The sequence below is a fragment of the Roseococcus sp. SDR genome (assembly GCF_019083995.1).
Classification (GTDB): domain Bacteria; phylum Pseudomonadota; class Alphaproteobacteria; order Acetobacterales; family Acetobacteraceae; genus Roseococcus.
Genome location: NZ_JAHRCU010000001.1, coordinates 191004 through 214086, shown reverse-complemented (window position 1 = coordinate 214086; position 23083 = coordinate 191004). Strand labels below are relative to the sequence as shown.

General features: G+C 70.9%; 22 protein-coding genes. 16 read left to right on the top strand and 6 right to left on the bottom strand.

The genetic code is table 11. The annotated features are described in order from the left end of the window. Nucleotides 1–987 carry a S1C family serine protease gene (locus KTR66_RS01065; RefSeq protein WP_213609466.1) on the top strand — a complete coding sequence of 329 codons (987 nt, stop codon included), beginning with the start codon at nucleotides 1–3 and terminating at the stop codon, nucleotides 985–987. Nucleotides 988–1426: 439 nt separating this feature from the next. Here KTR66_RS01065 and KTR66_RS01060 read toward each other — a convergent pair whose 3' ends face one another. Next, nucleotides 1427–1816, bottom strand: a complete 390-nt coding sequence (locus tag KTR66_RS01060; RefSeq protein ID WP_213609464.1) for a helix-turn-helix domain-containing protein — start codon at nucleotides 1814–1816, stop codon at nucleotides 1427–1429. 781 nt (nucleotides 1817–2597) lie between these two features. Here KTR66_RS01060 and KTR66_RS25215 point away from each other — a divergent pair. The 4 genes from KTR66_RS25215 (at nucleotide 2598) to KTR66_RS25210 (ending at nucleotide 8105) form a co-directional block, all read left to right on the top strand. Next, nucleotides 2598–3314: a response regulator transcription factor gene (locus tag KTR66_RS25215; protein WP_213609462.1), complete on the top strand. Its 717-nt coding sequence runs from the start codon at nucleotides 2598–2600 to the stop codon at nucleotides 3312–3314. A 4-nt stretch (nucleotides 3315–3318) separates the two neighbouring features. After that, the gene (locus tag KTR66_RS01050; protein ID WP_213609460.1) at nucleotides 3319–5418 is read left to right on the top strand and encodes an ATP-binding protein; all 2100 of its coding nucleotides are present in this window, start codon (nucleotides 3319–3321) and stop codon (nucleotides 5416–5418) included. After that, nucleotides 5415–5837 carry a response regulator gene (locus KTR66_RS01045; protein WP_213609458.1) on the top strand — a complete coding sequence of 141 codons (423 nt, stop codon included), beginning with the start codon at nucleotides 5415–5417 and terminating at the stop codon, nucleotides 5835–5837. The genes KTR66_RS01050 and KTR66_RS01045 overlap by 4 nt, the downstream gene beginning before the upstream one ends. Nucleotides 5838–6065: 228 nt before the next feature. Continuing rightward, the gene (locus KTR66_RS25210) at nucleotides 6066–8105 is read left to right on the top strand and encodes an ATP-binding protein (RefSeq protein WP_213609456.1); all 2040 of its coding nucleotides are present in this window, start codon (nucleotides 6066–6068) and stop codon (nucleotides 8103–8105) included. 20 nt (nucleotides 8106–8125) lie between these two features. On the opposite strand, the gene KTR66_RS01035 is transcribed toward KTR66_RS25210, so the two are convergent. Beyond that, nucleotides 8126–9088 carry a tripartite tricarboxylate transporter substrate binding protein gene (locus KTR66_RS01035; RefSeq protein WP_213609454.1) on the bottom strand — a complete coding sequence of 321 codons (963 nt, stop codon included), beginning with the start codon at nucleotides 9086–9088 and terminating at the stop codon, nucleotides 8126–8128. Between the two features lie 62 nt (nucleotides 9089–9150). Here KTR66_RS01035 and KTR66_RS01030 point away from each other — a divergent pair, with 62 nt between their 5' ends. From KTR66_RS01030 to KTR66_RS01005, 6 genes are all read left to right on the top strand, one after another. Beyond that, on the top strand, nucleotides 9151–9462 hold the full coding sequence (locus KTR66_RS01030; protein ID WP_213609453.1) for a putative quinol monooxygenase: 312 nt from the start codon (nucleotides 9151–9153) through the stop codon (nucleotides 9460–9462). Between the two features lie 54 nt (nucleotides 9463–9516). Next, nucleotides 9517–9816, top strand: a complete 300-nt coding sequence (locus tag KTR66_RS01025) for a putative quinol monooxygenase (protein WP_213609451.1) — start codon at nucleotides 9517–9519, stop codon at nucleotides 9814–9816. A gap of 63 nt (nucleotides 9817–9879) precedes the next feature. Then, nucleotides 9880–10170: a YMGG-like glycine zipper-containing protein gene (locus KTR66_RS01020; RefSeq protein WP_213609449.1), complete on the top strand. Its 291-nt coding sequence runs from the start codon at nucleotides 9880–9882 to the stop codon at nucleotides 10168–10170. Nucleotides 10171–10208: 38 nt separating this feature from the next. Beyond that, a complete protein-coding gene (locus KTR66_RS01015) occupies nucleotides 10209–11279 on the top strand; it encodes an amidohydrolase family protein (protein ID WP_213609447.1) in 1071 nt (356 codons plus the stop codon). Continuing rightward, nucleotides 11276–12379, top strand: a complete 1104-nt coding sequence (locus KTR66_RS01010; RefSeq protein WP_213609445.1) for an amidohydrolase family protein — start codon at nucleotides 11276–11278, stop codon at nucleotides 12377–12379. Before KTR66_RS01015 ends, KTR66_RS01010 begins: the two co-directional genes overlap by 4 nt. 102 nt (nucleotides 12380–12481) lie before the next feature. Next, entirely contained in the window at nucleotides 12482–12877 is a 396-nt protein-coding gene (locus tag KTR66_RS01005) for a Rieske (2Fe-2S) protein (protein WP_213609443.1), read from the top strand. Between the two features lie 48 nt (nucleotides 12878–12925). Here KTR66_RS01005 and KTR66_RS01000 read toward each other — a convergent pair whose 3' ends face one another. From KTR66_RS01000 to KTR66_RS00990, 3 genes are all read right to left on the bottom strand, one after another. Continuing rightward, nucleotides 12926–14089 carry an acyl-CoA dehydrogenase family protein gene (locus tag KTR66_RS01000; protein WP_213609441.1) on the bottom strand — a complete coding sequence of 388 codons (1164 nt, stop codon included), beginning with the start codon at nucleotides 14087–14089 and terminating at the stop codon, nucleotides 12926–12928. A gap of 153 nt (nucleotides 14090–14242) precedes the next feature. Continuing rightward, nucleotides 14243–15586 (bottom strand): HAMP domain-containing sensor histidine kinase, encoded by a 1344-nt coding sequence (locus tag KTR66_RS00995; RefSeq protein ID WP_213609439.1) that lies wholly within the window; start codon nucleotides 15584–15586, stop codon nucleotides 14243–14245. Continuing rightward, nucleotides 15583–16239, bottom strand: coding sequence for a response regulator transcription factor (locus tag KTR66_RS00990; protein WP_213609437.1), 657 nt, complete (start codon nucleotides 16237–16239; stop codon nucleotides 15583–15585). Before KTR66_RS00990 ends, KTR66_RS00995 begins: the two co-directional genes overlap by 4 nt. A 102-nt stretch (nucleotides 16240–16341) precedes the next feature. On the opposite strand from KTR66_RS00990, the gene KTR66_RS00985 reads away from it, so the two are divergent. Beyond that, on the top strand, nucleotides 16342–17403 hold the full coding sequence (locus tag KTR66_RS00985) for a bifunctional 2-polyprenyl-6-hydroxyphenol methylase/3-demethylubiquinol 3-O-methyltransferase UbiG (protein WP_213609435.1): 1062 nt from the start codon (nucleotides 16342–16344) through the stop codon (nucleotides 17401–17403). On the opposite strand, the gene KTR66_RS00980 is transcribed toward KTR66_RS00985, so the two are convergent. Beyond that, on the bottom strand, nucleotides 17364–18512 hold the full coding sequence (locus KTR66_RS00980; RefSeq protein ID WP_213609433.1) for a phosphoserine transaminase: 1149 nt from the start codon (nucleotides 18510–18512) through the stop codon (nucleotides 17364–17366). The genes KTR66_RS00985 and KTR66_RS00980 overlap by 40 nt on opposite strands. 64 nt (nucleotides 18513–18576) lie before the next feature. Between KTR66_RS00980 and KTR66_RS00975 the strand changes: the two genes are divergently transcribed. The 4 genes from KTR66_RS00975 to KTR66_RS00960 all read left to right on the top strand — a co-directional run bounded on the left by KTR66_RS00975 (nucleotide 18577) and on the right by KTR66_RS00960 (nucleotide 23079). Beyond that, a complete protein-coding gene (locus tag KTR66_RS00975; protein ID WP_213609431.1) occupies nucleotides 18577–19623 on the top strand; it encodes an adenosine deaminase in 1047 nt (348 codons plus the stop codon). Continuing rightward, nucleotides 19620–20588, top strand: a complete 969-nt coding sequence (locus tag KTR66_RS00970; protein ID WP_213609429.1) for a tripartite tricarboxylate transporter substrate binding protein — start codon at nucleotides 19620–19622, stop codon at nucleotides 20586–20588. The genes KTR66_RS00975 and KTR66_RS00970 overlap by 4 nt, the downstream gene beginning before the upstream one ends. 77 nt (nucleotides 20589–20665) lie before the next feature. Further along, the gene (locus tag KTR66_RS00965) at nucleotides 20666–21940 is read left to right on the top strand and encodes a glycosyl hydrolase family 8 (protein ID WP_213609427.1); all 1275 of its coding nucleotides are present in this window, start codon (nucleotides 20666–20668) and stop codon (nucleotides 21938–21940) included. Beyond that, the gene (locus tag KTR66_RS00960) at nucleotides 21937–23079 is read left to right on the top strand and encodes an extracellular solute-binding protein (protein WP_213609425.1); all 1143 of its coding nucleotides are present in this window, start codon (nucleotides 21937–21939) and stop codon (nucleotides 23077–23079) included. The genes KTR66_RS00965 and KTR66_RS00960 overlap by 4 nt, the downstream gene beginning before the upstream one ends. Nucleotides 23080–23083: the final 4 nt, after the last annotated feature.

Genomic DNA, 23083 nt, shown 5'->3' with positions numbered 1-23083 from the left:
ATGCCCGATGATGACGACGATGACTGGGAGGTGCCCGAGGCCTTCCAGCCCGACCCGACCGAGTTCGCCTTCGACCTGGAATCGCGCCTCGCGACCGTCGTCGCCCTCAAATCCTTCGTGCCGCCCGACGCCACCTCCGCCGCCGCGCTCGGCGTGGAGCGGGAAGGCTCGGGCGTGGTCATCGATGCGGGCGGCCTCGTGCTCACCATCGGCTACCTGATCACCGAGGCCGAGACGATCTGGATCACCAACAACGAAGGCCGCGTGGTCGAGGGCACGCCGCTCGCCATGGATTTCGAGACGGGCTTCGGCCTCGTGCAGATGCTGGGCCGCATCCCCGGGCAGAAGGTGGCCGAGATCGGCGATTCCGAGGCCATGCGCCATGGCGCGCAGGGCGTGCTGGCGGCGGCCGGCGGCCTCAGCCACGCGCTCGCCTGCACCGTCGCCGCCCGCCAGCCCTTCGCCGGCTATTGGGAATACCTGCTGGACAACGCGATCTTCACCGCCCCCGCCCATCCGCATTGGGGTGGTGCGGGCCTGTTCGACGCGACGGGGCGCCTCGCCGGAATCGGCTCCCTCATCCTCCAGCAGGGGCAGCGCGGCGGAAAGCGGCTCGACCTCAACATGGTCGTCCCCACCGGCGAATTGCTGCCGATCCTGGAGACGCTGCGCCGCACCGGCTCCTCCGGGCGCCCCGCACGCCCCTGGCTCGGCCTCTACGCCACCGAGGATGACGAGGAGGTAGGTGTGGGCTCCCTCGCCAAGGGCGGCCCGGCCGAGCGGGCGGGTGTCAAGCCGCGCGACCGCATCGTGGCGGTGGATGGCCGCAAGGTGAACGACCTCGCCTCGCTCTGGACCGCGGTGCGCGCCGCCGGCCCCGCCGGGGCGGAGGTGCGGCTCACCCTGGCGCGCGGCGCCCGCCAGCTCGACCTCGCCATCACGAGTACGGACCGCGCGCGGCACCTGAAGACGCCCCGCCTGCATTGACCGGCACAATCCGGCGTCGGGCGCCGGGCCCATCGGCCAGGCCGGGCCGGGATTGCGGCCCGCGCGCGGCGCATCGCCCGCGCCCTGATGTCCGGCGCATGATCGCCCGGGATGGAACCGCCCAGACGGTGCATCATCCTCGCGGCGAGGGCGACATCATGATCCACGCCTCGATATCCACGCCTCGATATCCACGCCTCGATCAGGGCGGATCGCGGCCCAAAGCGTGACCGACACAGAGTGATCACGCTCCGGACCGTGTTGAGAGGCCGGTTCACGCCTTCGTTGATTCCACCAAGAACGATCGGACCCTAGAGCAGCGTCCGATCAAGTTGAACCGCTCGTCGGTTCAACTCGATCGGACATAAGCTGCTCTGGCAGTTACGTTTCTAGAGCACGACCTTCCGATCAGCTTGATTCAAGCTGATCGGAACGTGCTCTAGCGCGACCCGTCGCGCGTGCTCCCCTGCTTCCAGAGATACTGCGCGAGGCCGAGGGCAAGGTCATGGGCGGTGGCGCGCTGCTGGTCATCCGTCTCCGCTTCAGGAGCCTTCTCGGGCGCGATGACGGGCAGCAAGGCGAGGGGCGGCGTCTGCAAGGCCTCGGCCAGGCGCAGCAGGACAACGACGGTGACGCGCGCAGCGCCCGATTCGCTGCGCTGGATCTGCTGGACGGTGAGACCGGAGATATCGGCCAGTTGCTGCAGCGTCAGCCGGCGTGCGCGGCGACGGGCGCGGAGGCGACGACCGATCTCCACGTCAAGTTCATGGTCCAGGCGCTGACGGCGGGCGCTGCCACCGGGACCGGCGGAGGCCATCATGTCGGACATGTCTCATTTCCCCTGCAGTGCCGCTGCACAGCACGGCATATGGCCTCGATGAGGACGGAACGTCGCCGCGCGCCGCGGAGCGGAGCCGGCTCGGCGCTCCTCCGAAGCGGGAAGGCGGCCGGCTGCATCACAGACAATAATTCCCTGACAAGCATTGAGTGAAATTGCGCAGTGCGCCGCGTCGGCACAAGCAGAGGTACAAAAATCCACAATCCGCGACGCGAAGCTTTACGGTTTCTGAACAAGATCGGCGCATGATTGCCATTTTGCAACGAAATTCCGGGCGCGAGCAGGACGCATCTCACGACCGGACCGTCAGGCATCTGCCCTGACATGCTGCGCCAAGCCTTGCATAACCGCCAAAGCGCGCGACGAACGGCAGGTCTTTCCGCCCGGCCCCGGGCCGGCCATCATGGGCCGCGCCAGCCCGCAACCGCACCGCTGGCGCCACGCCTGCGGCCAAGCGGGCCCGTTCAACTTCAGTTCAGGTCAAGCAGGTGATTAAAATCGAGATCGATCAGGAAAAAAACTAAGGGCAACAAAACAATAATGCTGCACAATTCTGGATTGAGCACGCACCATTTTTTTCGTCATGGAAATTGTTCAAACCGATTTCCCAACCCAGAAAGTCCTAACCCAGCGTTGTCGCGGACTTTCTTCTTATGGCAAGCTTGTCAGCGCGTATTCACGCGGGCTCCAGGTGACCTTACCATGACAGCCGGCCCGTTCCCGGCGCCAAGCCCCACCGGTTTTCACCCCTCCCTGGATTCCTCCGGACACCGTGACCGCCAAGATCGCCGTTGTGGATGACGACCCGGCCTTCGGCTCCCAGCTCGCACGGCTCCTGAGCCGCGAGGGCTTCGTGGCCGTGGCGTATGATGGCGGCGAAGCCTTTCTCGAGGCCCTCCCCGAGGCCGCGCCGGATCTCGTCATCCTCGACCAGATGATGCCGGGCGCCACCGGCATGGAGGTGCTCCACCGGCTTCGCGCCGGTTCGGACGTGCCCTGCATCATGCTCACGGGCAGCGAGGACGAGGCCATGCGTATCGCGGGCCTTGAGGGCGGCGCGGACGACTACATCGTGAAATCCGCCCCCCCGCGCGAGATCCTGGCCCGCATCCGCATCGCCCTGCGCCGGGGCGCCGCCCTGCCCCCGCCACCGCCTGCCGCCCGCTGGGAATTCTCGCCCAGCGAGCGCACGCTGCGCGATCCGCAGGGCCAGATCGTGCGGCTCACCTCCTCCGAGTTCGAGCTGCTGCACCTGCTCCATCAGCGCCAGGGCGAACCGGTCAGCCGGGAGGAATGCCACCGCCGGGTGCTGCGCCGCCCCTATCGCGTCGAGGACCGCGCGATCGACACGCTGGTGGCCAAGCTGCGCGGCAAGATCGAGCCGGAGCAGGGCGGCCCGCGCCGCATCCATGCGCTGCGCGGCGTGGGCTATGTCTTCGTGGGCTTCGACACGGCGGCCAGCCCGCCGGCGAAGCCCCGGCACGGCTGAGCCATTGTCGGCGCCACGTCTGACCGGACGGACGACCTGGATCGCCGCCGCCGGCCTCTGGCTCATCATCCTCGCCGCCGGCTCAGCCGCCATCATCATCTTCCTGCGGCATGAGGCGGGGCAATTGTCGCGCGAGGTGACAGCCCGGTGCCTCTCCACCGTGGATGCCTTGAACCAGACGCTGCTGCGCACGCTGGAGGCTGTGCAGCGCGTCCATGCCCTGCAGCAGCTGCAGCGCGACCTCGAGGGCCGTGGCGAGGCGCAAGCCGCGCGCGCGATCAGCGATCACCTGACCAACATGCCGCTGGAGGAACCCTCCGCCGGCATCCTGCAGATCGCCGCAACCGATGCCTCGGGCAGCCTCGTCTTCTCCAGCGTGCCCGGCTGGGCCCCGCTGTTCCTCGGCGACCGCCAGCATGTCCGTGTGCATGCGGGCCGCGCGCCGCAGCTCTACGTCAGCGAGCCGCTGGTCGGTCGCATCTCGGGCCGCTGGAGCCTGCAGCTCACCTACCCGCTGCGCGACACCGAAGGGCGGTTCGGCGGGGTCTCCATCGTCTCGCTCGACGCCCTTCTGCTGTCCCGGCGGCTGGCTGAGATCTCGACCGCCGAGGGTGCCCTCTCCGCACTGATGCGGCTGCAGGATGGCGCCCTGCTCGCGCGCAACCGCGATGCCGAGGCGCAGCTCGCACGCCCGGCCCTGACCGACCATCCTGCCATCCGTGCCGCGCGTGAGAGCCCTCGCGGCAGTTTCCGCGCACCCAGCGCGCTGGACGGACGGGAGCTGCTGTTCTGTTTCCGCACCGTGCCGGAGGCCGAACTCCTGGTGGCCGCGGCCGAGGACTGGGGCGTCGTCTCGCAATCCTTCGTGGCCCTGCGCCAAGGGGCCTGGTGGTCCTTCGCGCTCATCCTCCTGCTGCTGGCCGGCGGCATCATCGCGCTGCTGCGGGGCATCGGGCTGCGCGCCACCCGGCGCCTGCTGGCCGATGCCCAGGCCGAGCGCGCCGCCACCGCCTCAGCCTGGGCACGGCTGGAGCAACTGCTGGAGGCCGCACCCGCCGCCATCTATGCGGGCCGCCTGGACGAGGCCGGCTTCCGCGCGGAGTTCGCCTCGCCCAACCTGCGCCGCGTGATCGGCTGGCCGCCCGAGGTGTTTCTCGACCCGGTCCAGGCGCAGCGCCGGATGGACTCGAGCGCTCCCGCCGCGCGCGCCGATTTCCAGCGGCGCCTCCAGGAGGAGGGACGGGCGCTGATGGAGTATCGCTGGCACCGGCCGGATGGCAGCTGGCGCTGGCTGCGCGAGGAAGCGCGGCGCGCCGGGCCTGACATCGTGGGCTACCTGCTGGACGTGACCGAGCAGCGCGAGACCGCCGCCTGGGCGGCCGCCAGCGCCCGGCTGAACATGCTGGGAGAGCTGGCCGCCAACATGGCGCATGAGCTGAACCAGCCGCTCGCCGTCATCTCGCTGGCCGCCGAGAACGCCGCCGCCGCCCTCGACGAGGACGGCCCGGCGGGCATCCCCGACGCGCGAGAGACACTCGACCTCGTCGCCCAGCAGGCCGCGCGCTGCAAGGAGGTGGTGCAGCATCTGCGCCTCTTCAGCAGCCCCGACGAGCGGCAATCCCTCGCCGATGTGCGCCTCGAGACGGTGGTCCAGGGCGCCATGCTGCTGGTGCGGGGCGCGCTGCGCGATGCCGGCATCACGCTGCACAACCGCCTCCCCGCCGGCCTGCCCCCCATCCGCGCCAATGCCGTCGGCGCCGAACAGGTCTTCGTCAACCTCTTCCTCAACGCACGCGACGCCCTCGCTGGCCTGCCCCGCGACAGCCGGCGGGAGATCTGGATCACTGCGGCGGTCGAGGCGACGGACGGGCGGCTTGTCGTCCGCTTTGCCGATTCCGGCGGCGGCATCCCGCCCGAACTGCTCGGCCGCGTCTTCGAGCCCTTCTTCACCACCAAGGGCAGCGACAAGGGCACGGGCCTCGGCCTCGCCATCTGCCAATCGGCGATGCGCGGCTTCGGCGGCGACATCCGCGTGCGCAATGGTGCCAGCGGCGCCGAATTCACTCTCGATTTCCCCTTGGCCGCGCCGGAGCCCGACGCATGACGAAGGATCCGGTCAGCCTGCTGCTGGTCGAAGACGAGCCGCACATCCTGCGGGAAATGGCCCGCGCCCTCGCGCGCCGCTGGAGCCCGGTGCTGCAGGCGAGTTCGGCCCAGGAGGCGACGGCGCTGCTGGCCACGCATCCCGAGATCGCGGTGCTGGTGACCGACATCCGCATGCCGGGGGAAAACGGCCTCGATCTCGCCCTGCGCATGCTGGCCGGCCGCGGCGACGCCGACGCGCTGGAGGTGGTGCTGATCTCGGGCCATGCCATGCCGCGCGACCTGGACGGCACGGCCCAGGCCGGCGGGCAGCCCGGTGGCCGGCTGGAGTTCGTCCAGAAGCCCTTCCGCCTCGCCGAGCTGGAGGCCGCCATCATGCGCGCGCATGAGCGTGCCGTCGCGCGGCGGGGCGCTGCCTGACGCCGCTGCAAGAGAGGCGGCTTCGCCGGGCGACCTGGAACACGCGCAAGACCCAGCGCCAGGGCCATGTCGCCGTCTCCGCTTCAGGTGAAGCGGCTCCAGCCGGGCACGGGCGCCAGCCGGCCGCTCAGGGCGCGGGCTTTACGGAGAATTGTGGACGAGGCGCATTCCGGCTTGCGAAGACGCCCCGTCGCGGCACCATCCGGCCGGTCAAGCCGAAAGCGACCCGTGCCGCCCGCAGCCCCCATCATCGCAGCCCCCGCGATCGAGGCCCCCGCGATCGAAGCCCTGGAGGCCAACAAGCGCATCGAGGTCAATCGCCTCTGCGCCGTCCTCGCCCTGCTGCTCGGCCTCTTTGCCTTCCTTGCCGCCGCGGTCAGCACCAGTCTCTCCGCCTATCGCAGCGCCGAGCATGCGCGCCTCGCCGACACCGCCCGCGCGCTCGCGGCCGCCGTGGATGCCGAGCTCGGTCTGCTCGAAGCCGCCCTCAGGACGCTCGCGGCCTCGCCCCTGCTGCTGCCGAGCGAGCCGGACGCGGTCACCCTGCGTGCCCTGCACCAGATCGGCGAGGAGCTGGGCGGGCGCCTGACGATCCACCCTCCCGGCCCTGCCGCGCTCCTCGCCGCCCGCCAGCCGGCTCTGCCCGTCGTCTCGGACCTGCTGGAGCAGGAAGGGCGCCCGCTCAGCCTCGCCATCTCCCTGCCCGTGAGCCGCGACGGCCAGGTGCGTCACCTGCTGCGCTTCGAGTTCCCGCCGGTCCTGCTGCGGCCCCTGGTGCTGCGCCTCATGTTGCGCGGCGAGAGCTTCGCCGCCATTGCGGGCGGCGATCAGCGCATCATCGCCCATTCGCGTGACGCGACGGGGCGCAGCACCGGCCTGCCCGCCCCCGCCTGGGTCGGTCCCGCCGTCGCGGGCCAGCAGCGCCTCCTGATCACCGGCCCGGGCTGGCAGGAGCAACCCAACGTCTATGCGATGGAACGCCTGACCGCCGCCCCCGGCTGGACCGTGGTGGTTGCGCAGCCGGAGGCGGAGATCGAGGCCACCGCCTGGGCAGCCCTGCGCTGGCTGCTGCTGGGCAGCGCGGCGGTCGCCATCGGCCTCGCCCTGGCCGCCTGGTTCGCCCGCCGCGCCGCACTCATCGCCGCCCGGCAGGAGGCGGCAGCGCTCCGACAGGGCCGCGCCGAGCTCGCCCGCATCCTTGGCGCGCTGCCCGTCGTCGTCACGCTGCGGCGCGTGGCGGCGGATGGCGGTTCCGTCCTGCTCTTCCGCGAGGGCGACATCACCGCCGTCACCGGCTGGCCGGCCGGGCGGCTGCGCCATGACGATGAGGTGCGGCACCTGCTCGGCCCCGATGCGCCGGACCTGCCGAGCCTGCTGCTGCGCACCCTCCGCGAGGGCGCGCATCACGACGAGGTGCGGCTGCGCCGGCCAGATGGCGGCTGGAGCTGGGTGCGGCGTGGCGCCATCCGCCTCGGCCGCGACGCCGGCGGCGGCGCAGAGGTGCTGACCTACACCCTCAACATCGACCGCGAACGCCAGGCCGAGGCGCGCGCCATCTCCTCCTCGCGCCTCGCCTCTCTCGGCGAGATGTCCTCCGGCCTCGCGCATGAGCTGTTGCAGCCGCTGACCGCCATCCTGCTCACCGCCGAGAATGCGCAGGCCGCCCTCTGCGAGGATGCGGAGGATGGGGCGCGGCGGGGCCTCGACGTCATCATGGACCAGGCGCTGCGCGCCTCGCGCATCATCGAGGACCTCAGGCGCTTCGCAAGCAAGGCGGAGCACCACCCGCGCATCCAGCCGCTCCGGCTCGATGTGCCGGTCAGCGGTGCGCTCACACTGACCAGCGGGCTGCTGCGGGAGGTGGAACTGCACGTGGAGCTGGGGCAGGAGCCGCCGGTCGTGCTCGGTGACCGCACCGTGCTGGAACACATCCTGGTGACATTGATCGGCAATGCACGTGACGCCATGGCCGGCCTGCCGCCCGGCGCGCCACGCCGCCTCACCCTCCGCGCCGAGCGGATGGCGGGCGCGGTGCGCCTTAGCGTCGCCGATACGGGCGGCGGCATCGCGCCCGAGGTGATGGACCGGCTCTTCGAGCCCTTCGTGACCACCAAGGGGCCGGACCGCGGCATCGGCCTCGGACTCTCGGTCGCCGCCGGGCTGGCCGAGACGCTGGGTGCCCGGATCGAGGCGCGCAACGAGGCGGAGGGCGCCTGTTTCACCCTCACCCTGGCGGCGGCGGAGAGCACGGCAGAGGCGGCGGGCTGAGCCGGTTCAGCCCGGCGGCCTCAGTTCAGCGGCACTTCCATGCGGCTCAGCACCGGGCGCCAAGCCTCGAGCTGGGCAGCGAGAAAACGCCCGAACTCCGCGGGCGTGCTGCCCTGCACGAATTGCGCGTCATTGGTCAGCCGGTCCCGGATTCGCTCGTCGGCCAGCGCGGCCACGGCGGCCGCGTTCAGCGCTTCAATGGCGGCCGGCGGCGTGCGGGCCGGCGCCAGCAGGCCGAACCAGCTCAGCGCCTCGAGCCCCGGCGCGAATTCCGCGATGGTCGGCACATCGGGGGTGGAGGGCACGCGCTGCGCGCTGGTCCAGCCCAGCAGGCGGCCCTGATTGTTGCGGAAGACCGGCAAGGCGGTGCTGCCGGCGACCACCAGCAGGTCGAGATTGCCGGCGAGGAAGTCGTTCAGCTGGGCCGCGTCGCCGCGATAGGTCACGTCCTGCATCGTGACGCCGAGGCGCTCCAGCACCATGAGCATGGCCACGTTGGTCAGGGTGGTGGGGCCGTTCGTGCCATAGGTGATGCGGCCCGGCCGCGCGCGCGCGGCGGCGACAAGTGCGGGGATGTCGCGCGGGCCGTCATGCCGCGCGATGATCGCGAAGGGGAAGGTGGAGCAGAGCGTGACCGGCGCGAAATCCTCGATCCGGTAGGAGAGGTTGCGCTGGATGATCGGGTTCACCGTCAGCGTCGTGCCGGCCGCCATCAGCAGCGTGTGGCCATCGGGCGCGGCGCGCGCCGCGGCCTCCGCCCCCACGATGGTGTTGCCGCCCGGCCGGTTCTCCACCTGCACGGGGCGGCCCAGTGTCTGCGTCATGCGCTCGGCCATCAGCCGCGTCAGCACATCGGTGCTGCCGCCCGGCGCGAAGGGGACGATGATGGTGACGTTGCGCTGCGGAAAGCCGCCCTGCGCGAGGGCGGGGGTGGCGAGCAGCGCGGTGCCGAGGCCAAGGGTCCGGCGCGTGATATGGGACATGTGTTCCTCCTGTTGCGCCGTGATATGCCATCCCTGCTCACGCAGCGCGAGACGCATTCCACATGTCCAGCATCGCCCTCATCGTCGAGTTCGAGGTCCGCCCCGGCTGCCATGCCGCGCTGCTGGCGGTGATGCGCCGCCACGCCGCCGCCTGCCTCGCCGACGAACCGGGCCTCGAGCGCTTCGACGTGCTGGAGGTGATGGACGCCGAGGGCCGGCCCGACCCGTCACGCCTGATGCTCTACGAGGTCTTCCGCGACCAGGCGGCCCGCGAGGATCATTGGGCGCGGCCGCGCCACGAGGCGACCAAGGCGGAATTCGCGCCACTGATCCACGGGCGTTCGTCCCGCCTGCTCCGGCTCGGCCCCGATTGACGCGCGCGCGCGAACCCCGCGCAATGGCCACCGGCAAACAACCGGAGGAACCCCATGGCCAAGATCGCCCTCGTCGTCGAATTCAAGCTGAAGCCCGGCGCGCATGCCGCCTTCGACGCCATCATCCGCGACCATGCGGCGGGCACCCTCTCCGACGAGCCGGGCTGCGAGCGCTTCGACGTGCTGCAGCCAGGTTCCAAGGAAGGGCCGGACCTCTCCCGCGTCATGCTCTACGAGGTCTATGCCGATGATGCGGCCTTCAAGGCGCACACGCAGAATCCGCGCCTCGCCCGCACCCGCGCGGCCTATGAATCGCTGATCGAGGACCGCACGATCCACATCTGCAAGTTGTAGAACCCTTCCATCATTTCGCCTTCTTCGCGAGGGACACCTGCCGCATCAGAAACGGAGGTTCCCATGCGCGCACGCGCGATCCCGATGACCCTGCTGCTGGCGACCCTGGCCTTCGGCACGATGGGCTGCACCAATCCCTATAGCCAGGGCCAGCGCGCCGCCGGCGGCGCGCTGATCGGCGCCGGCGGCGGTGCGGCCATCGGCGCGCTGGCAGGCGGCGGCCAGGGGGCCGCGATCGGCGCGGTGGCCGGGGCGCTGACGGGTGCCGCTGTCGGCGTCGTCACCACCCCGCAGCCTCCGCCGCCGCGCCGCAATTGCTGGCGCCGCGACGATGGCCGGACGGTTTGCCGCTGAGCACGCCGCATGCGAGACTCGCCGGCGGAGGACAAGCCATGGACCTGCCCGCCGGCGCGATCGACGCCGATCTCCATCCCATGGTGCCGGGGCTCTCGGCCCTGGCACCCTACCTGCCGGATCTCTGGCGCGACCAGATCACGCTGCGCGGCATGGAGGGCTTCGACACCCAGGCCTATCCGCCGAAAGCCCCCAAGACGGTGCGCGCCGATTGGCGGCCCCAAGGCGAATGGCCCGCCTCGCGCATCGGCCATCTGCGCGAACAGGTATTGGACCCCTGGCGCGTCTCGCGCGGCATCGTCACACCCCTCTACGGCGTGCAGCTCGTCTTCAACGAGGATATGGGCCATGCCTTCACGGCCGCGCTGAACGACTGGACGCGCGCCGAATGGCTCGATGCCGATCCGCGCCTCGCCGGCTCCATCGTGCTGCCCATGTTCAACGCCGAGCATGCGGTGGCGGAGATCGAGCGTTGCGCGCCCGATCCGCGCTTCGTGCAGGCCATGGTGCTGGTGATGGGCGAAACCCCGCTCGGCCGCCGGCACAACTGGCCGGTCTTCGAAGCCTTGGTGAAGCACAACCTGCCGCTCGCCATCCATGCCGGCACCGCCTATCGCAACCCGGTCACCTCGCTCGGCTGGCCCTCCTGGTATGCCGAGGACTATGCCGCGAACCAGCAGGCCTTCCAGAGCACCATGGCCTCCCTCATCACCGAGGGCGTCTTCGTCCGCTTCCCGACGCTCAAGGTCGTGCTGCTCGAATCCGGCGTCTCCTGGCTGCCCGCCTTCCTCTGGCGCCTGGTGAAGGGCTGGAAGGGTGTGCGCTTCGAGGTCCCCTGGCTCGACCGCAATCCCTTCGACGTGGTGCGCGAGAATGTGCGCCTCTCGATCCAGCCCTTCGACGCGCCGGAGGATGCCGAGACGGTGCAGCGCGTGATGGATCACCTCGGCAGCGACCAGATGCTGCTCTGGTCCAGCGACTGGCCGCATTGGCAATTCGACGGCCCGCCCCGCCTGCCGCCCGGCATCGATGCTACGCTCGCGCGGAAAATCTGCGTGGAGAACGCGCTTTCCACCTTTGATCGGCTCGCCCTGGAGGTGACCCCATGAACGTGATCCGCCCGCAGGCCGCCCCCGGCCGACCTCTTGCCGCCACGCAGGGGCTCGTGGATGTGGACATCCACCCCCGCCCGCGCTCCATCAACGACTATGAGCCCTGGCTCTCGGCCGAGATGCGCGAGCGGCTGAACACCTTCGGCATCCGACCGCGCCACGGCTTCGTGAAGGGCACGCCCTATTTCAAGTCGCAGCCGCTCGCCTGCCGGCGCGACGCCTGGCCGGCCGAAGGCACGCCCGCCTCCGATCTGGCTTTCATGCAGGAGCAGATGCTCGATTTCCACGGTGTGGATATCGGCGTGCTGAACCCGCTGCAGCCGACCGCCCAGGGCGACCAGAACAACCCCTTCTCCGTCGCCATGGCCCATGCCGTGAACGAGTGGCAGCTCGCCACCTGGGTCGAGCGCGATGCGCGGCTGCGCGCCAGCGTGGTGGTGCCCTATGAGGACCCCGAAGCCAGCGCCCGCGAGATCCGCAAGCGCGCGGGCGATTCCCGCTTCTGCCAGGTGCTGCTGATGAGCCGCACCTCCCACCCGCTCGGCAATCCGAAATACTGGCCGATCTTCGAAGCCGCGCAGGACGCCAACCTCCCCATCGGCATCCACGCCTTCGGCTATAGCGGCTGGGCGATGACCAATGGCGGCTGGCCCAGCTTCTACATCGAGGAAGTGAGCGAGCACGCCACCTCCTGCCAATCCCTCGTCAACTCGCTCGTCATCGAGGGCGTGCTGGAGCGGTTCCCCCGCCTGCGCATCATCCTCATCGAATGCGGCTTCGGCTGGCTGCCGAGCGTCGCCTGGCGGCTCGACAAGCACTGGCCCATGCTGAAGAGCGAGCTTCCCGCCATGAAGCGCCTGCCCTCGCAGCAGATCCGCGACCAGATCTGGGTCAGCACCCAGCCCATCGAGGAACCGCCGCGGCCCGAACACCTGCTCGACTGCATGAGCTGGATCGGCTGGGAGAAGATCCTCTACGCCAGCGACTATCCGCACTGGGATTTCGACGACCCGCGCACCGCGATCCCGAGCTTCATCCCGGAGGACAAGCGGGCGGCGATCTATGGGGGGAATGCGCGGAAGCTCTATGGGTTTTAGAAGAAGAAGGGCCTCCGGCGGCTGGGGCCGAGGGGCCCCAGACCCCTTCTTTGGGCCAGCGCCCGACAGCGCAGGCCAGGTGGTCAGGGAGTTTGGATCGAGATGAAGCACATCGTCGCACCCGTCGCCGAAATTCCCCCTGGCGAACGCCGCCTGGTCGAGGCCCATGGCAAGCGCGTCGTGGTCTTCAACCTCGCGGGCGAGTTCTTCGCGCTCTCGGACCGCTGCCCGCACCAGGGCGGCTCGCTCGCCGCCGGCCCTGTCATGGGCCTCGTCGAAAGCCCCTGCCCCGGCGAATACCACTACGGCCGCGCCGGCGAGATCATCCGCTGCCCCTGGCACGCCTGGGAGTTCGACATCCGCACCGGGAAATCCCGCTTCGACCCGCGCCGCATGAAGGTCCGCGCCTTCCCCGCCTGCGTCGAGAAGGGCGAGGCCCTGCAGGCCGAAACCTTCCCGGTGCTGATCGAAGAAGACTACGTGGTGGTCGAATTGTAGCGGGGTCTGGGGCCTGAGGCCCCAGCCGCCGGAGGCCAATTTTCTTGACTACCTCTTCTCCAGCCCCATCCGTCGCGCGATGACCTGCAGCATCACCTCATCCGCGCCGCCGCCGATCGAGCCCAGCCGGTAGTCGCGATAGGCGCGGCTCACCCAGCTCTCCCAGGCATAGCCCTGGCCGCCCATGAACTGCATGCACCAATCCGCCACCTCGCGCGACAGCCGCCCGGCCTTGAGCTTCGCCATGCTGGCCAGCTCCGTCACATCCTGGCCCGCCACATAAAGCTCCGTCGCGCGATAGGTGAGTGCGCGCAGCGCCTCGATCTCGGTCTTGAGCTCGGCCAGCCGGAACTGGATGTACTGGTTGTCCAGCAACGGCTTCCCGAAGGCCGGCCGCTGCCGCAGATAATCCGCCACATGCGCGATGAGCTGCCCCATGGCGAGCCGCCGCGCGGCCGCGTTCAGCCGCTCCTCCTGGAACTGCTTCATCTGGTAGGCGAAGCCCTGCCCCTCCTCGCCGATCCGCTGGCGCACCGGCACGCGCACCTCATCGAGAAACAGCTGCGCCGTGTCGCTGCACCACATGCCGAATTTGCGGATCTTCTGCCGCGTGACGCCCTTCACGTCTCGCCCGCCGGGGCTCTCGCGCAGGGGCAGCACGATCAGGCTCTTGTTGCGATGCGGCGCGCCGTCCGAGGTATTGGCCAGGAGGCAGACCCAATCCGCCTCCATCCCGTTGGTGATCCACATCTTGCCGCCGGTGATGACATAGTCCTCGCCATCGCGCCGCGCCCGGGTGCGGATGCTCGCCACATCGGAGCCCGCCCCGGCCTCCGAGACGCCGATCGCCACCACATGCTCGCCCGCGATGGCCGGCGCCAGGAAATCGCGCCGCAATTGATCGCTGCCGAATTCCGCGAGCGCCGGTGTCGCCATGTCGCTCTGCACCGAGAGCGCCATGCCCACGCCCTGCGCCTGCATCGTCCCCAGCGCCTCACCCGCCGCGACGGACCAGCTGAAATCCAGCCCCGCGCCGCCGAAGGCCGTGGGCTTGGTGATGCCGAAAAGGCCCAGCGCGCCCGCCTTGCGGAACAGCGCGCGCGAGGGGAAGGCCTCCGCCGCCTCCCAGGCTTCGACATGCGGATCAATCTCTTCGGCCACGAAGCGGCGGATGCTCTCCATCCAGGCCTCGTGCTCCGGCGTGTAGATCATGCGCCCCTCCCCCTTTTGGGGCAGGCTAGAGCAGCGTCCGATCAAGTTGAACCGCTAATCGGTTCAACTCGATCGGACATAAGCTGCTCTAGCAGTTACGTTTCTAGAGCACGACCTTCCGATCAGCTTGATTCAAGCTGATCGGAACGTGCTCTAGCCCGCCGTGGCTGAAACCGGCAGCGTGATCCGCACGCAAAGCCCGCCCCATTCGCTCGCGTCCAGCTCCAGCGTGCCGCCATAGGCCGCCACGATGTCCTGCGCGATGGCGAGGCCGAGGCCCGTGCCGCTCACCGAAGCATCGAGCCTGACACCCCGCGTCAGCGCCGCCCGCCGCTCCTGCGGCGCGATGCCGGGCCCGTCATCCTCCACACGGATCACGGCGCCCGGCCCGGCCGTGACGCGCACGCGGCCGCGCGCCCATTTCCCGGCATTGTCGAGCAGCGAGCCCAGCAGCTCCAGCAGGTCGCCCTCGTCACCCAGGAGCGTCAGCGCCTCCGGCACCGCCACCTCCCAGGCGAGGCGCGCGCCGGCCGGCGAGCGCGCCAGCGCCTCGGTGATGCGGCGCGCGAGCGGGGCCAGGACCACGCGCCCGCCGAGGCGCGCCGGCCCATGGATATGGGCGCGGGCCAACTCGCGCGCGATCCGTGCCTCCATCGCGGCCGCGAGGTCGTGCAGCTCCTTTGCCGCCTCCGCCTCGCCACGCCCCTCCAGCTCCCGCGCCCGCGCGCCCAGCAGCGCGAGCGGCGTGCGCAGCCCATGCGCGAGGTCCGCCGCCCGCTCGCGCGCGATGCGCGAGGCGCGACGCTGCCCCTCCAGCAGCGCGTCGAAATCCTGCGCAAGCCCGTCCAGCTCGGCCGGCAGCGCGCCGCTCAGCCGCTCGCGCTGGCCCGCCCGCAGCGCCGCGAGCGCCCGCCGCGCATCGGCGATCGGCCGCAGCGCGATGACGCCCTGAACCAGCGAGGCGAGCAGCAGGGCCAGCGCGAGCAGCCCCAGAACCGGCAGGAACTCCCAGAGGAAGGCGCGATTGGCCGCGCGCAGCACCTTGCGGTCCACCGCCACCACCGCGCGCAGATCGGCCCCCACCGCCTCGCCCAGCGGGCGCTCGAGCGCGATCATCTTGCCGCCTTCCGGCCCGCGCAGGATCAGCCGGTGCACCTCGCCCGGGCGCGGCGGCGTGGCCTGCATCTCCAGCGTGAAGCCGCCCAGCGAGGGCGAGCGCCAGGTCTCGCCCGTCCGCGCATCGCGCACCTGCCAGTAGAGCCCGGAATAGGGCTCCAGGAAGCGCGGGTCGGGCAGCGGCGGCAGCCGTGTCCAGACGCCCTCGCTACTCGCCACCACGCGGCCCAGCACGCGCAGATCCGCCTCCAGCTGCGCCTCCGCCTCGCGCTCCACATGCCGCTCGAAGAGGCCCTGCAGCACCAGGCCCAGCACCAGCATGACCATCGCCGTCATGGCGAGGCCCGCCCAGGCGAAGCGCGCGCGCAGCGAGCGTGTCATGGCTCGATCACATAGCCATGGCCGCGCCGCGTGCGGATGGTCGCCGCCCCGATCTTGCGCCGGAGCCGCGCGACCAGCGCCTCCACCGCATTGTCCGCACGGTCCGCCTCGTCGGCGTAGAGATGTTCCATCAGCTCGGTCTGGTGCACGGCGCGGCCGGCATGGTGCATGAGATAGGCGATGAGGCGGAACTCGAGCGGCGTCAGCTCCACCGCCCGCCCATCCCGCGTCAGCCGCCGCGCGCGCGTGTCGAGTGCCAAGCCGCCCGCCTGCAGCACATTGCCGGCAAGCCCCGCATGGCGGCGCAGGATGGCGCGCAGCCGCGCCAGCAATTCCTCCATGGCGAAGGGCTTCACCAGGTAGTCATCGGCGCCCGCATCAATGGCCTCCACCCGCACCGCCCAGGTGGCGCGGGCCGAGAGCACGAGGATCGGAAAACCCACCCCCTCCGCCCGCCAGCGGCGCAGCAGCGAAAGCCCGTCCACGCCGGGCAGGTTCAGGTCGAGGATGGCGGCGTCGAAAGGCTCGGTCCCGCCGCGCTCCCAGGCGGCGGCGCCGTCGGCCACATGCTCGGCCGCGAAGCCGGCATGCGCCAGCGCGCGCAGGACGTCCCGCGCGATGCCCGCCTCATCCTCCACCACCAGCACCCGCATGCGTCCCCTCTAGCCCGGATTTCCTGACATCGCGCTGACAGGCCGCGTCAGCCCGCCGGGGCGGAGCCGGAATATTGCGCCCGCCGAACCATGGAGACGCGCATGCCCCTCGGCCACGAGTTCCCCGCCCAACCCTGCCGCCTCTGCGGCACCGCCACGCGCCGCCTGGTGGCCGATCGCGGCCGCGGCGGCGCGCCGCTCGAGACCGCTCTCTGCACCGGCTGCGGCCTGGTCAGCCACGCCGAGATCCCGGCGGAGGCCGAGGTCAGCGCCTTCTACGCCACGCGCTACCGCCTGGAATACAAGGGCGGCTTCGCGCCCAAGCGGAAGCACGCGCTGCGCGCATTGCGCGGCGCCATGGCCCGCGCCCGCCGCCTCGCCCCCCTGCTGCCCGCCCATGCCCGCGTGCTCGACATCGGCGCCTCCTCCGGCGAATTCACCTTCGTGATGCGCGAGGCGGGCTTCACCGCATCGGGCCTCGAGCCCAATTGGGGCTATGCCGAATTCGCCCGGCGCGAATATGGCGTGGAGATCGGCCAGGGCGGCTGGGACAGCGCGGATTTCCCGCGCGAGGCGCTGCACCTCGTCACCATGAATCACGTCATGGAGCACCTGACCGACCCCTGGGCCGCCATGCGCCGCATCCATGAGGCGCTGGCGCCGGAGGGGCTGCTCTTCATCGAGGTGCCGAACCTGGAAGGTGTGCGCAAGCAGCTGACCAACACCTTCCACGCCGCGCATATCTGGAACTTCACGCCGGCCACGCTGATCGCCGCCGCCTGGCAGGCGGGCTTCACGCCCCGCGCGGGCGAGAACCTCAGCCACACCTCCATCGTCTTCCGCAAGCGCCGCGCGGAGGATGCACCGCCCCTGGGCGCCGATGCCGCGCATGCCGAGGCCCTCTGGCGCCAGATGACGCAGGAACAGTCGCGCCGCGCCTATTTGCTCTCCGCCGCGCCCATCACGCGGCGCTGGCAGCGCCTGATCCGCAACATCGGCGAGCATGTGACGACGCGCCGCCACGCCACCATCCGCGCGATGGGCGAGGCGCTGTTGGATGCCGCCGCGCTCGAACCCGCCTCGCCCTGGGCCGCGCGCCATGGCTGGCGCATGGGCGGCCGGCGTCAGCCCGCGAATTCCGCGGCGACGCGCGCGAAGGCCTGATCGAGCCAGGGGAGCAGCGCCGCCACATCGGCCTGCTCCACCGTGGCCCCGCACCAGATGCGCAACCCCGGCGGCGCGTCGCGATAGCTCGCCGCATCCAGCGCCACGCCCTCGGCCTCCAGCAGCGCCGAGAGCCGCGCCGCCGCCTTCGCCTGGCCCGACGCATCGAGTGCGGTGAACCAAGGGGCCACGATGCGCAGGCAGACGCTGGTGCAGGAGCGCGTGGCCGGCTCCTCCGCCAGGAAGCGCGCCCATTCGCTCTCGGCGACCCAGCCCGCGATGGTGGCGAGGTTGCCCTCGGCGCGCGCGATCAGCCCACGCAAGCCCCCCACGCTTTCGGCCCAGCGCAGCCCGTCCAGCGCGTCCTCCACGCAGAGCATGGAGGGCGTGTTGATCGTGTCGCCCTTGAAGATGCCCTCGATCAGCTTTCCGCCCTTGGTCAGGCGGAAGATCTTGGGCAGCGGCCAGGCGGGCTTGTTCGATTCGAGCCGCGCCACGGCGCGCGGCGAGAGGGCCAGCATCCCATGCGCCGCCTCGCCCCCCAGCACCTTCTGCCAGGACCAGGTGACGACATCGAGCTTGGGCCAGGGCAGGTCCATGGCGAAGGCGGCCGAGGTCGCGTCGCAGATGGTCAGCCCCTCGCGGTCGTCGCGGATCCAATCGGCGTTGGGCAGCCGCACGCCGCTCGTCGTGCCGTTCCAGACGAAGACGCAATCCCGCGCCGGGTCCACGGCCGAGAGGTCCGGCAGCTGGCCATAGGGCGCCTTGAGCAGCCGCACATCAGAGAGCTTCAGCTCGGCCTCAATGTCATGCGCCCATTCGGCGGAAAAGCTCTCCCAGGCCAGCACATCCACGCCACGCGGCCCGAGCAGGCTCCACAGCGCCATCTCGACGGCGCCCGTGTCCGAGGCCGGCACGATGCCGAGGCGATAATCCGCCGGCATGCCGAGGATGGCCTTGGAGCGCTCGATCACCTCGGCCAGGCGCTTCTTGGGGTCGGCCGCGCGATGGCTGCGGCCGAGCAGCGCGGCTTCCAGCGCCTCCAGCGCAAATCCGGGGCGCTTGGCGCAGGGGCCAGAGGAGAAACGGGGATTGGCGGGCTTCTGCATGGGCGCTTCGTGGCACGCGCGGCCGGGCCTGTCATCTCCCCGCCGGCATGGCAGGATGGCTGCCATGACGGACAAGCTCGAAACCTTCTGCCACGCCATGCCCAAGGTGGATCTGCATGTCCATCTGCTGGGCGCGGTGCGGCAATCCACCTTCGCCGAGATGGCCGCCCGCTGCGGCATGGGCCCGGCCGAGGTCGAGGCGCTCTACGCCCGCGACGCCAAGCCCAAGGGCGTGCTGCACATCCTGCGCGCCCTCGAACAGCGCATCCTGCGCGATCCGCGCGACCTGCACCGCATCACCTATGAACATCTGCAGGACCAGGCGGCGCATGGCGTGCGCCATTCCGAGATCTTCTGGAACCCGACCGGCACGGCCCACCTGTTTCCCTATGCCAAGGGCGCGGATGCCATCCTCGCCGGCTTCGCCGATGCGGCGGCGGATTTCGGCGTCTCCGCCCTGCTGATCCCCGCCATTGACCGCGAGGCCCCGCCCGAAGCCGCGACCGAACTGGCCGAATGGATGGTAGCGCACCGGCGCGATCCCATCATCGGCCTCGGCATCGACTACCGCGAGACGGACCGCCCGCCGGAGCTCTTCTGGCGCGCCTGGCGCATCGCGAAACAGGCCGGGTTCAAATTGACGGCCCATGCCGGCGAATTCGGCTGCCACCCGCGCAACATCGCGACCGCCATCGACCTGCTGGAGGTGGACCGGATCGACCACGGCTACACCATCCTGGAGGACGCCGCACTCACCGCACGCTGCGCCGAGCGCGGCCTGCTCTTCACCGTGGTGCCCACCAATTCCTACTACCTCCGCACGCTGGAGAACTGGCCCGACGGCCACCCGCTCGCCCGCATGCCGGCGGCCGGGCTGCTGATCCACCCCAATACCGACGACCCGCCGCTGCATCAGGTCACGCCCACGCGCTGCTGGCGGATGATGGTGGAGGATTTCGGCTTCGGCCTCGGTGATCTGCGCGGCTTCATGCTGAACGGCATCCGCGGCAGCTTCCTGCCCGAACCCGCACGCCGCCACCTGGAGGGCGCCTTCGCCCAGGAATTCGATGCCCTCGCCGCCGAGACCTTCCCCGAAGGAGTGATCGCATGATCCCCCGCCGCGCCCTGCTGCTCACACCCCTCGCCACGCCGGCAACCATGCGCGAAGCCGGGGCCCAATCCTGGCCGACGCGCCCCGTGACGCTCATCGTGCCCTTCGCGCCCGGCGGCAATGTGGACACGGTGGCGCGGCTGGCCGCCGCCGAACTCTCCCGCCGCCTCGGCCAGAGCGTCGTCGTCGAGAACGCGCCGGGTGCCGGCGGCACCATCGGCACCGAGCGCGTGGCCCGCGCCGCCCCCGATGGCTACACGCTGCTGGTCGGCGTGGAGAGCCCCTTCACCATCTCGCCCTTCGTCACGCCCAATGCGGTGCGCTACGAGCCGCTGCGCGACTTCGCGCCGATCGGCATGCTGGCCTCCCTGCCGCTCACGCTGGTCGGCCGCCCGGACCTGCCGGCCAATGACCTTCCCAGCCTGCTGGCCCTGGCCCGCTCCCGCCCCGATGGCCTCACCTTCGCCACCTCCGGCAATGGCACCTCGCTGCATCTCTGGGGCGAGATCATCGCACGCGGCGCGGGCGTGAAGCTGGAGCACGTGCCCTATCGCATCGCCGCGCAAATCCCGACGGACCTCATCGCCGGCCGCCTCGACCTCGCGGTGCTCACCATCACCACCACGGCGCCGTTGCTGCGCGAGGGCCGCATCAAGGGCTTCGCCAACTCCTCCCTCTCCGCGATCGACGGACTCCCGCCACTGGCGAGCCTGCCGGCCTTCCAGGGGCTGGAAATGCTGGCCTGGCAGGGAATCTTCGCACCCGCCCGGACGGATGCCGCCATCATCGCCCGCCTCGCCGCGGCGCTGGACGCGATGCAGGCCGAGCCCGAGTTCCGCCAGCGCCTCGGCCAGATCGGCATGACGCCCTGGCGCAAGACGCCCGCGGAGATGACCGCCCTGCTCCAGGCCGAGTTGGCGCGTTACCAGGAGGTGGTGCGGGCGGCCAATATCCGTTCGGACTAGGCGCGCGCTTAAACATTGAACCTGCGCTTGAAGCCTGGTCGTCCGCATGCAACCGTCCGGGGTCTGGAGAAGCCCGCATGCCATTGGCCACCATGCTCCGCGTCCTCACCCTGCTGGCGGCCCTCCTGCCCAACCTCGCCCATGCCGCGCCGCCGCCCGCGCCCGGCCCCGCCGAATGGCAGGCCTATCTCCGGCGCTACCTGGCCCCGGAGGGCCGCATCATCGACACCGCCAATCGCGGCATCTCGCACAGCGAGGGCCAGGGCTATTCCATGCTCTTCGCCGTGCATTTCAACGACCGCGCGCGCTTCGACCAGATGTGGAACTGGACGCGCCGCACGCTGAGCCGCCCGAGCGACAGCCTCTCCGCCTGGCGCTTCGACCCCAATAGCCGCGCCGGCGTGACCGACCAGAACAACGCGACGGATGGCGACATCTTCATCGCCTGGTCGCTGCTGCTGGCCAGCGAACGCTGGGACGCGCCCGCCTATCGCGAGCAGGCGCAGCGCATCACGGCCGACATCCTGCGCTGCTGCGTCATCGAATTCCGTGGCCGCACGCTGCTGCTGCCAGGCATTCATGGCTTCCAGGATGCGCAGGGCGTCATCATCAACCTCTCCTACTATGCCTTTCCCGCTCTCCGCGCCCTCTCGCGCGTGGTGCCCGATGCGCGCTGGGCGGCGCTGGAACGCGACGGGCTGCAACTGATGAACGAGGCCGCCTTCGGCCGTTGGCGCCTGCCGCCCGACTGGCTGCTGCTGCCCACCCACGGCGGCCCGCCGGTGGCGGCCAGCCGATGGCCCAACCGCTTCGCCTGGGACGCGGTGCGCGTGCCGCTCAACCTCGTCTGGCAGCAGCTCGACGCCGTGCCTCTCCCGTCCTCGCGCGGCTTCTGGGACTTCCCGAACCATCCGCGCCGCCCACCCGCCTGGGTGGATCTGAACACGGGGGAAATCGCGCCCTATCCCGGCCATGCCGGCATCCGCGCGATCCATGCGCTGGTCCGCAGCCGCTTCAACGAGAGCGTGGGAGCGCCGCTCGGCGTGGCCGATGCGCCGGATTATTTCGGCGCGGCACTGGTGCTGCAGACCCGCATCGCGCCGCATATGGCGATCGAGCCACCCGCCATCGTGCCGCCGACACCCGCCACACCCCCCAGCCGCACCGAGCGCCTGATGGGCGCAGCCCAGGCCGCCTGGTCCCGCTGGCGCGGCGACCCGGCCGAGGAGGAGGCCGAACCCCTGCCCGTCATCACCCCCGCCCAGGCGCAATGGGCCCGCAACCTGCATGCCCACCAGCATGAGGTGCGCGGCGTGACCCCCGGCCTGCGCGGCCTGGTGCCACCGCGATGAGCGCCCTCACGCGCCGCGGCCTGATCGCCGCCACCCTGCCGCTGGCCGCCGCGCGCGCCCAGAACGCTGCGCCGACCGCGGCGGGCCTCAGCCTCGTCATCGCCGGCGAGGCGCCACGGCTGAACTCCAGCGTGCTGGAGGAGCTGAACGAGCAACCTGACTTCACCCTGCCCGCCGGCACCGTGCGGACCGAGCCCCTGCCCTGGATCGCGACCGAACTCCAGGAGGAGGTGGAGGCCGGCCTGCCCGGCGCCGAGGCGGTGCTGACCAACATCACCGGCCATGCGCTGGGGGCGGCGCGTGACCTCTGGTCCGAGGTGCCGGCTGCCATGCTCGCCGCCAATACGCCGACGCTGACCGAGGTCGGCCAGTTGGTGCAGGCGCGGATCGGCACGACCGGCCTCGTGCTCGGCGCCGTGCCGGGGGGCCCGGTGCTGCTGCACCGCCGCTCCGTCCTGCCCGTGGCGCCGCGCAACGCGGCCGAGCTGATGGATTACGCCCGGCAGAACCCCAAGCGCTTCCAGTACACGCGGCCCGGCCAGTCGCGCTTCGGCGAGGCCTTCGTGCTCGGCCTGCCCTATCTGCTGAACGACGCCGATCCGCTCGACCCGCGCCGCGGCTGGACCAACAGCTGGGCCTATCTGGCCGAGCTCGGCCGCCACGTCGCCTATTATCCCAGCTCCGGCCAGGCGGCGGCGGCGGAATTCCTCGATGGCGGCGTGGACCTCGCCCCCGTGATGCTGGTGCCCTACCTGCTCGCCATGGCGCAGGGGGGCCTGCCGGATGACACGCTCTGCACGCCCTTCGCGGCGGCGCCGCTGCTGCCGCACAGCCTGATCCTGGCGATCCCGCGCGGTGTGCCGGAGGAACGGCGCAACCTGGCCGAGCCGCTCGCCGCCTTCCTGCGCCAGCCGAGCATGCAGCGCCGTGTCTTCGGCCGCGGGCTGCTGCCCGGCACCGGCCCGCTCGTGACCGATACCGAGCCGACCGACCGCCTGCTGACGGCAGCCCTGACCCCCGCGCTCAGGGACAGCCTGACCGGCCGCGCCGTCGCCACACCCGTCAGCCCTTCGGCCCGCGCCTATATGCTGCGCGCCTGGGATGACCTGATCGGCGCGCGCTACGGCGAGACGCCCTGAAGCC

Bases quoted from the DNA above. Each gene is read 5' to 3' on its own strand.
- KTR66_RS01065 (WP_213609466.1), top strand. From the start codon at position 1: ATGCCCGATGATGACGACGATGACTGGGAGGTGCCCGAGGCCTTCCAG.
- KTR66_RS01060 (WP_213609464.1), bottom strand. From the start codon at position 1,816: ATGTCCGACATGATGGCCTCCGCCGGTCCCGGTGGCAGCGCCCGCCGT.
- KTR66_RS01045 (WP_213609458.1), top strand. From the start codon at position 5,415: ATGACGAAGGATCCGGTCAGCCTGCTGCTGGTCGAAGACGAGCCGCAC.
- KTR66_RS01035 (WP_213609454.1), bottom strand. From the start codon at position 9,088: ATGTCCCATATCACGCGCCGGACCCTTGGCCTCGGCACCGCGCTGCTC.
- KTR66_RS01030 (WP_213609453.1), top strand. From the start codon at position 9,151: ATGTCCAGCATCGCCCTCATCGTCGAGTTCGAGGTCCGCCCCGGCTGC.
- KTR66_RS01025 (WP_213609451.1), top strand. From the start codon at position 9,517: ATGGCCAAGATCGCCCTCGTCGTCGAATTCAAGCTGAAGCCCGGCGCG.
- KTR66_RS01020 (WP_213609449.1), top strand. From the start codon at position 9,880: ATGCGCGCACGCGCGATCCCGATGACCCTGCTGCTGGCGACCCTGGCC.
- KTR66_RS01015 (WP_213609447.1), top strand. From the start codon at position 10,209: ATGGACCTGCCCGCCGGCGCGATCGACGCCGATCTCCATCCCATGGTG.
- KTR66_RS01010 (WP_213609445.1), top strand. From the start codon at position 11,276: ATGAACGTGATCCGCCCGCAGGCCGCCCCCGGCCGACCTCTTGCCGCC.
- KTR66_RS01005 (WP_213609443.1), top strand. From the start codon at position 12,482: ATGAAGCACATCGTCGCACCCGTCGCCGAAATTCCCCCTGGCGAACGC.
- KTR66_RS01000 (WP_213609441.1), bottom strand. From the start codon at position 14,089: ATGATCTACACGCCGGAGCACGAGGCCTGGATGGAGAGCATCCGCCGC.
- KTR66_RS00995 (WP_213609439.1), bottom strand. From the start codon at position 15,586: ATGACACGCTCGCTGCGCGCGCGCTTCGCCTGGGCGGGCCTCGCCATG.
- KTR66_RS00990 (WP_213609437.1), bottom strand. From the start codon at position 16,239: ATGCGGGTGCTGGTGGTGGAGGATGAGGCGGGCATCGCGCGGGACGTC.
- KTR66_RS00985 (WP_213609435.1), top strand. From the start codon at position 16,342: ATGCCCCTCGGCCACGAGTTCCCCGCCCAACCCTGCCGCCTCTGCGGC.
- KTR66_RS00980 (WP_213609433.1), bottom strand. From the start codon at position 18,512: ATGCAGAAGCCCGCCAATCCCCGTTTCTCCTCTGGCCCCTGCGCCAAG.
- KTR66_RS00975 (WP_213609431.1), top strand. From the start codon at position 18,577: ATGACGGACAAGCTCGAAACCTTCTGCCACGCCATGCCCAAGGTGGAT.
- KTR66_RS00970 (WP_213609429.1), top strand. From the start codon at position 19,620: ATGATCCCCCGCCGCGCCCTGCTGCTCACACCCCTCGCCACGCCGGCA.
- KTR66_RS00965 (WP_213609427.1), top strand. From the start codon at position 20,666: ATGCCATTGGCCACCATGCTCCGCGTCCTCACCCTGCTGGCGGCCCTC.
- KTR66_RS00960 (WP_213609425.1), top strand. From the start codon at position 21,937: ATGAGCGCCCTCACGCGCCGCGGCCTGATCGCCGCCACCCTGCCGCTG.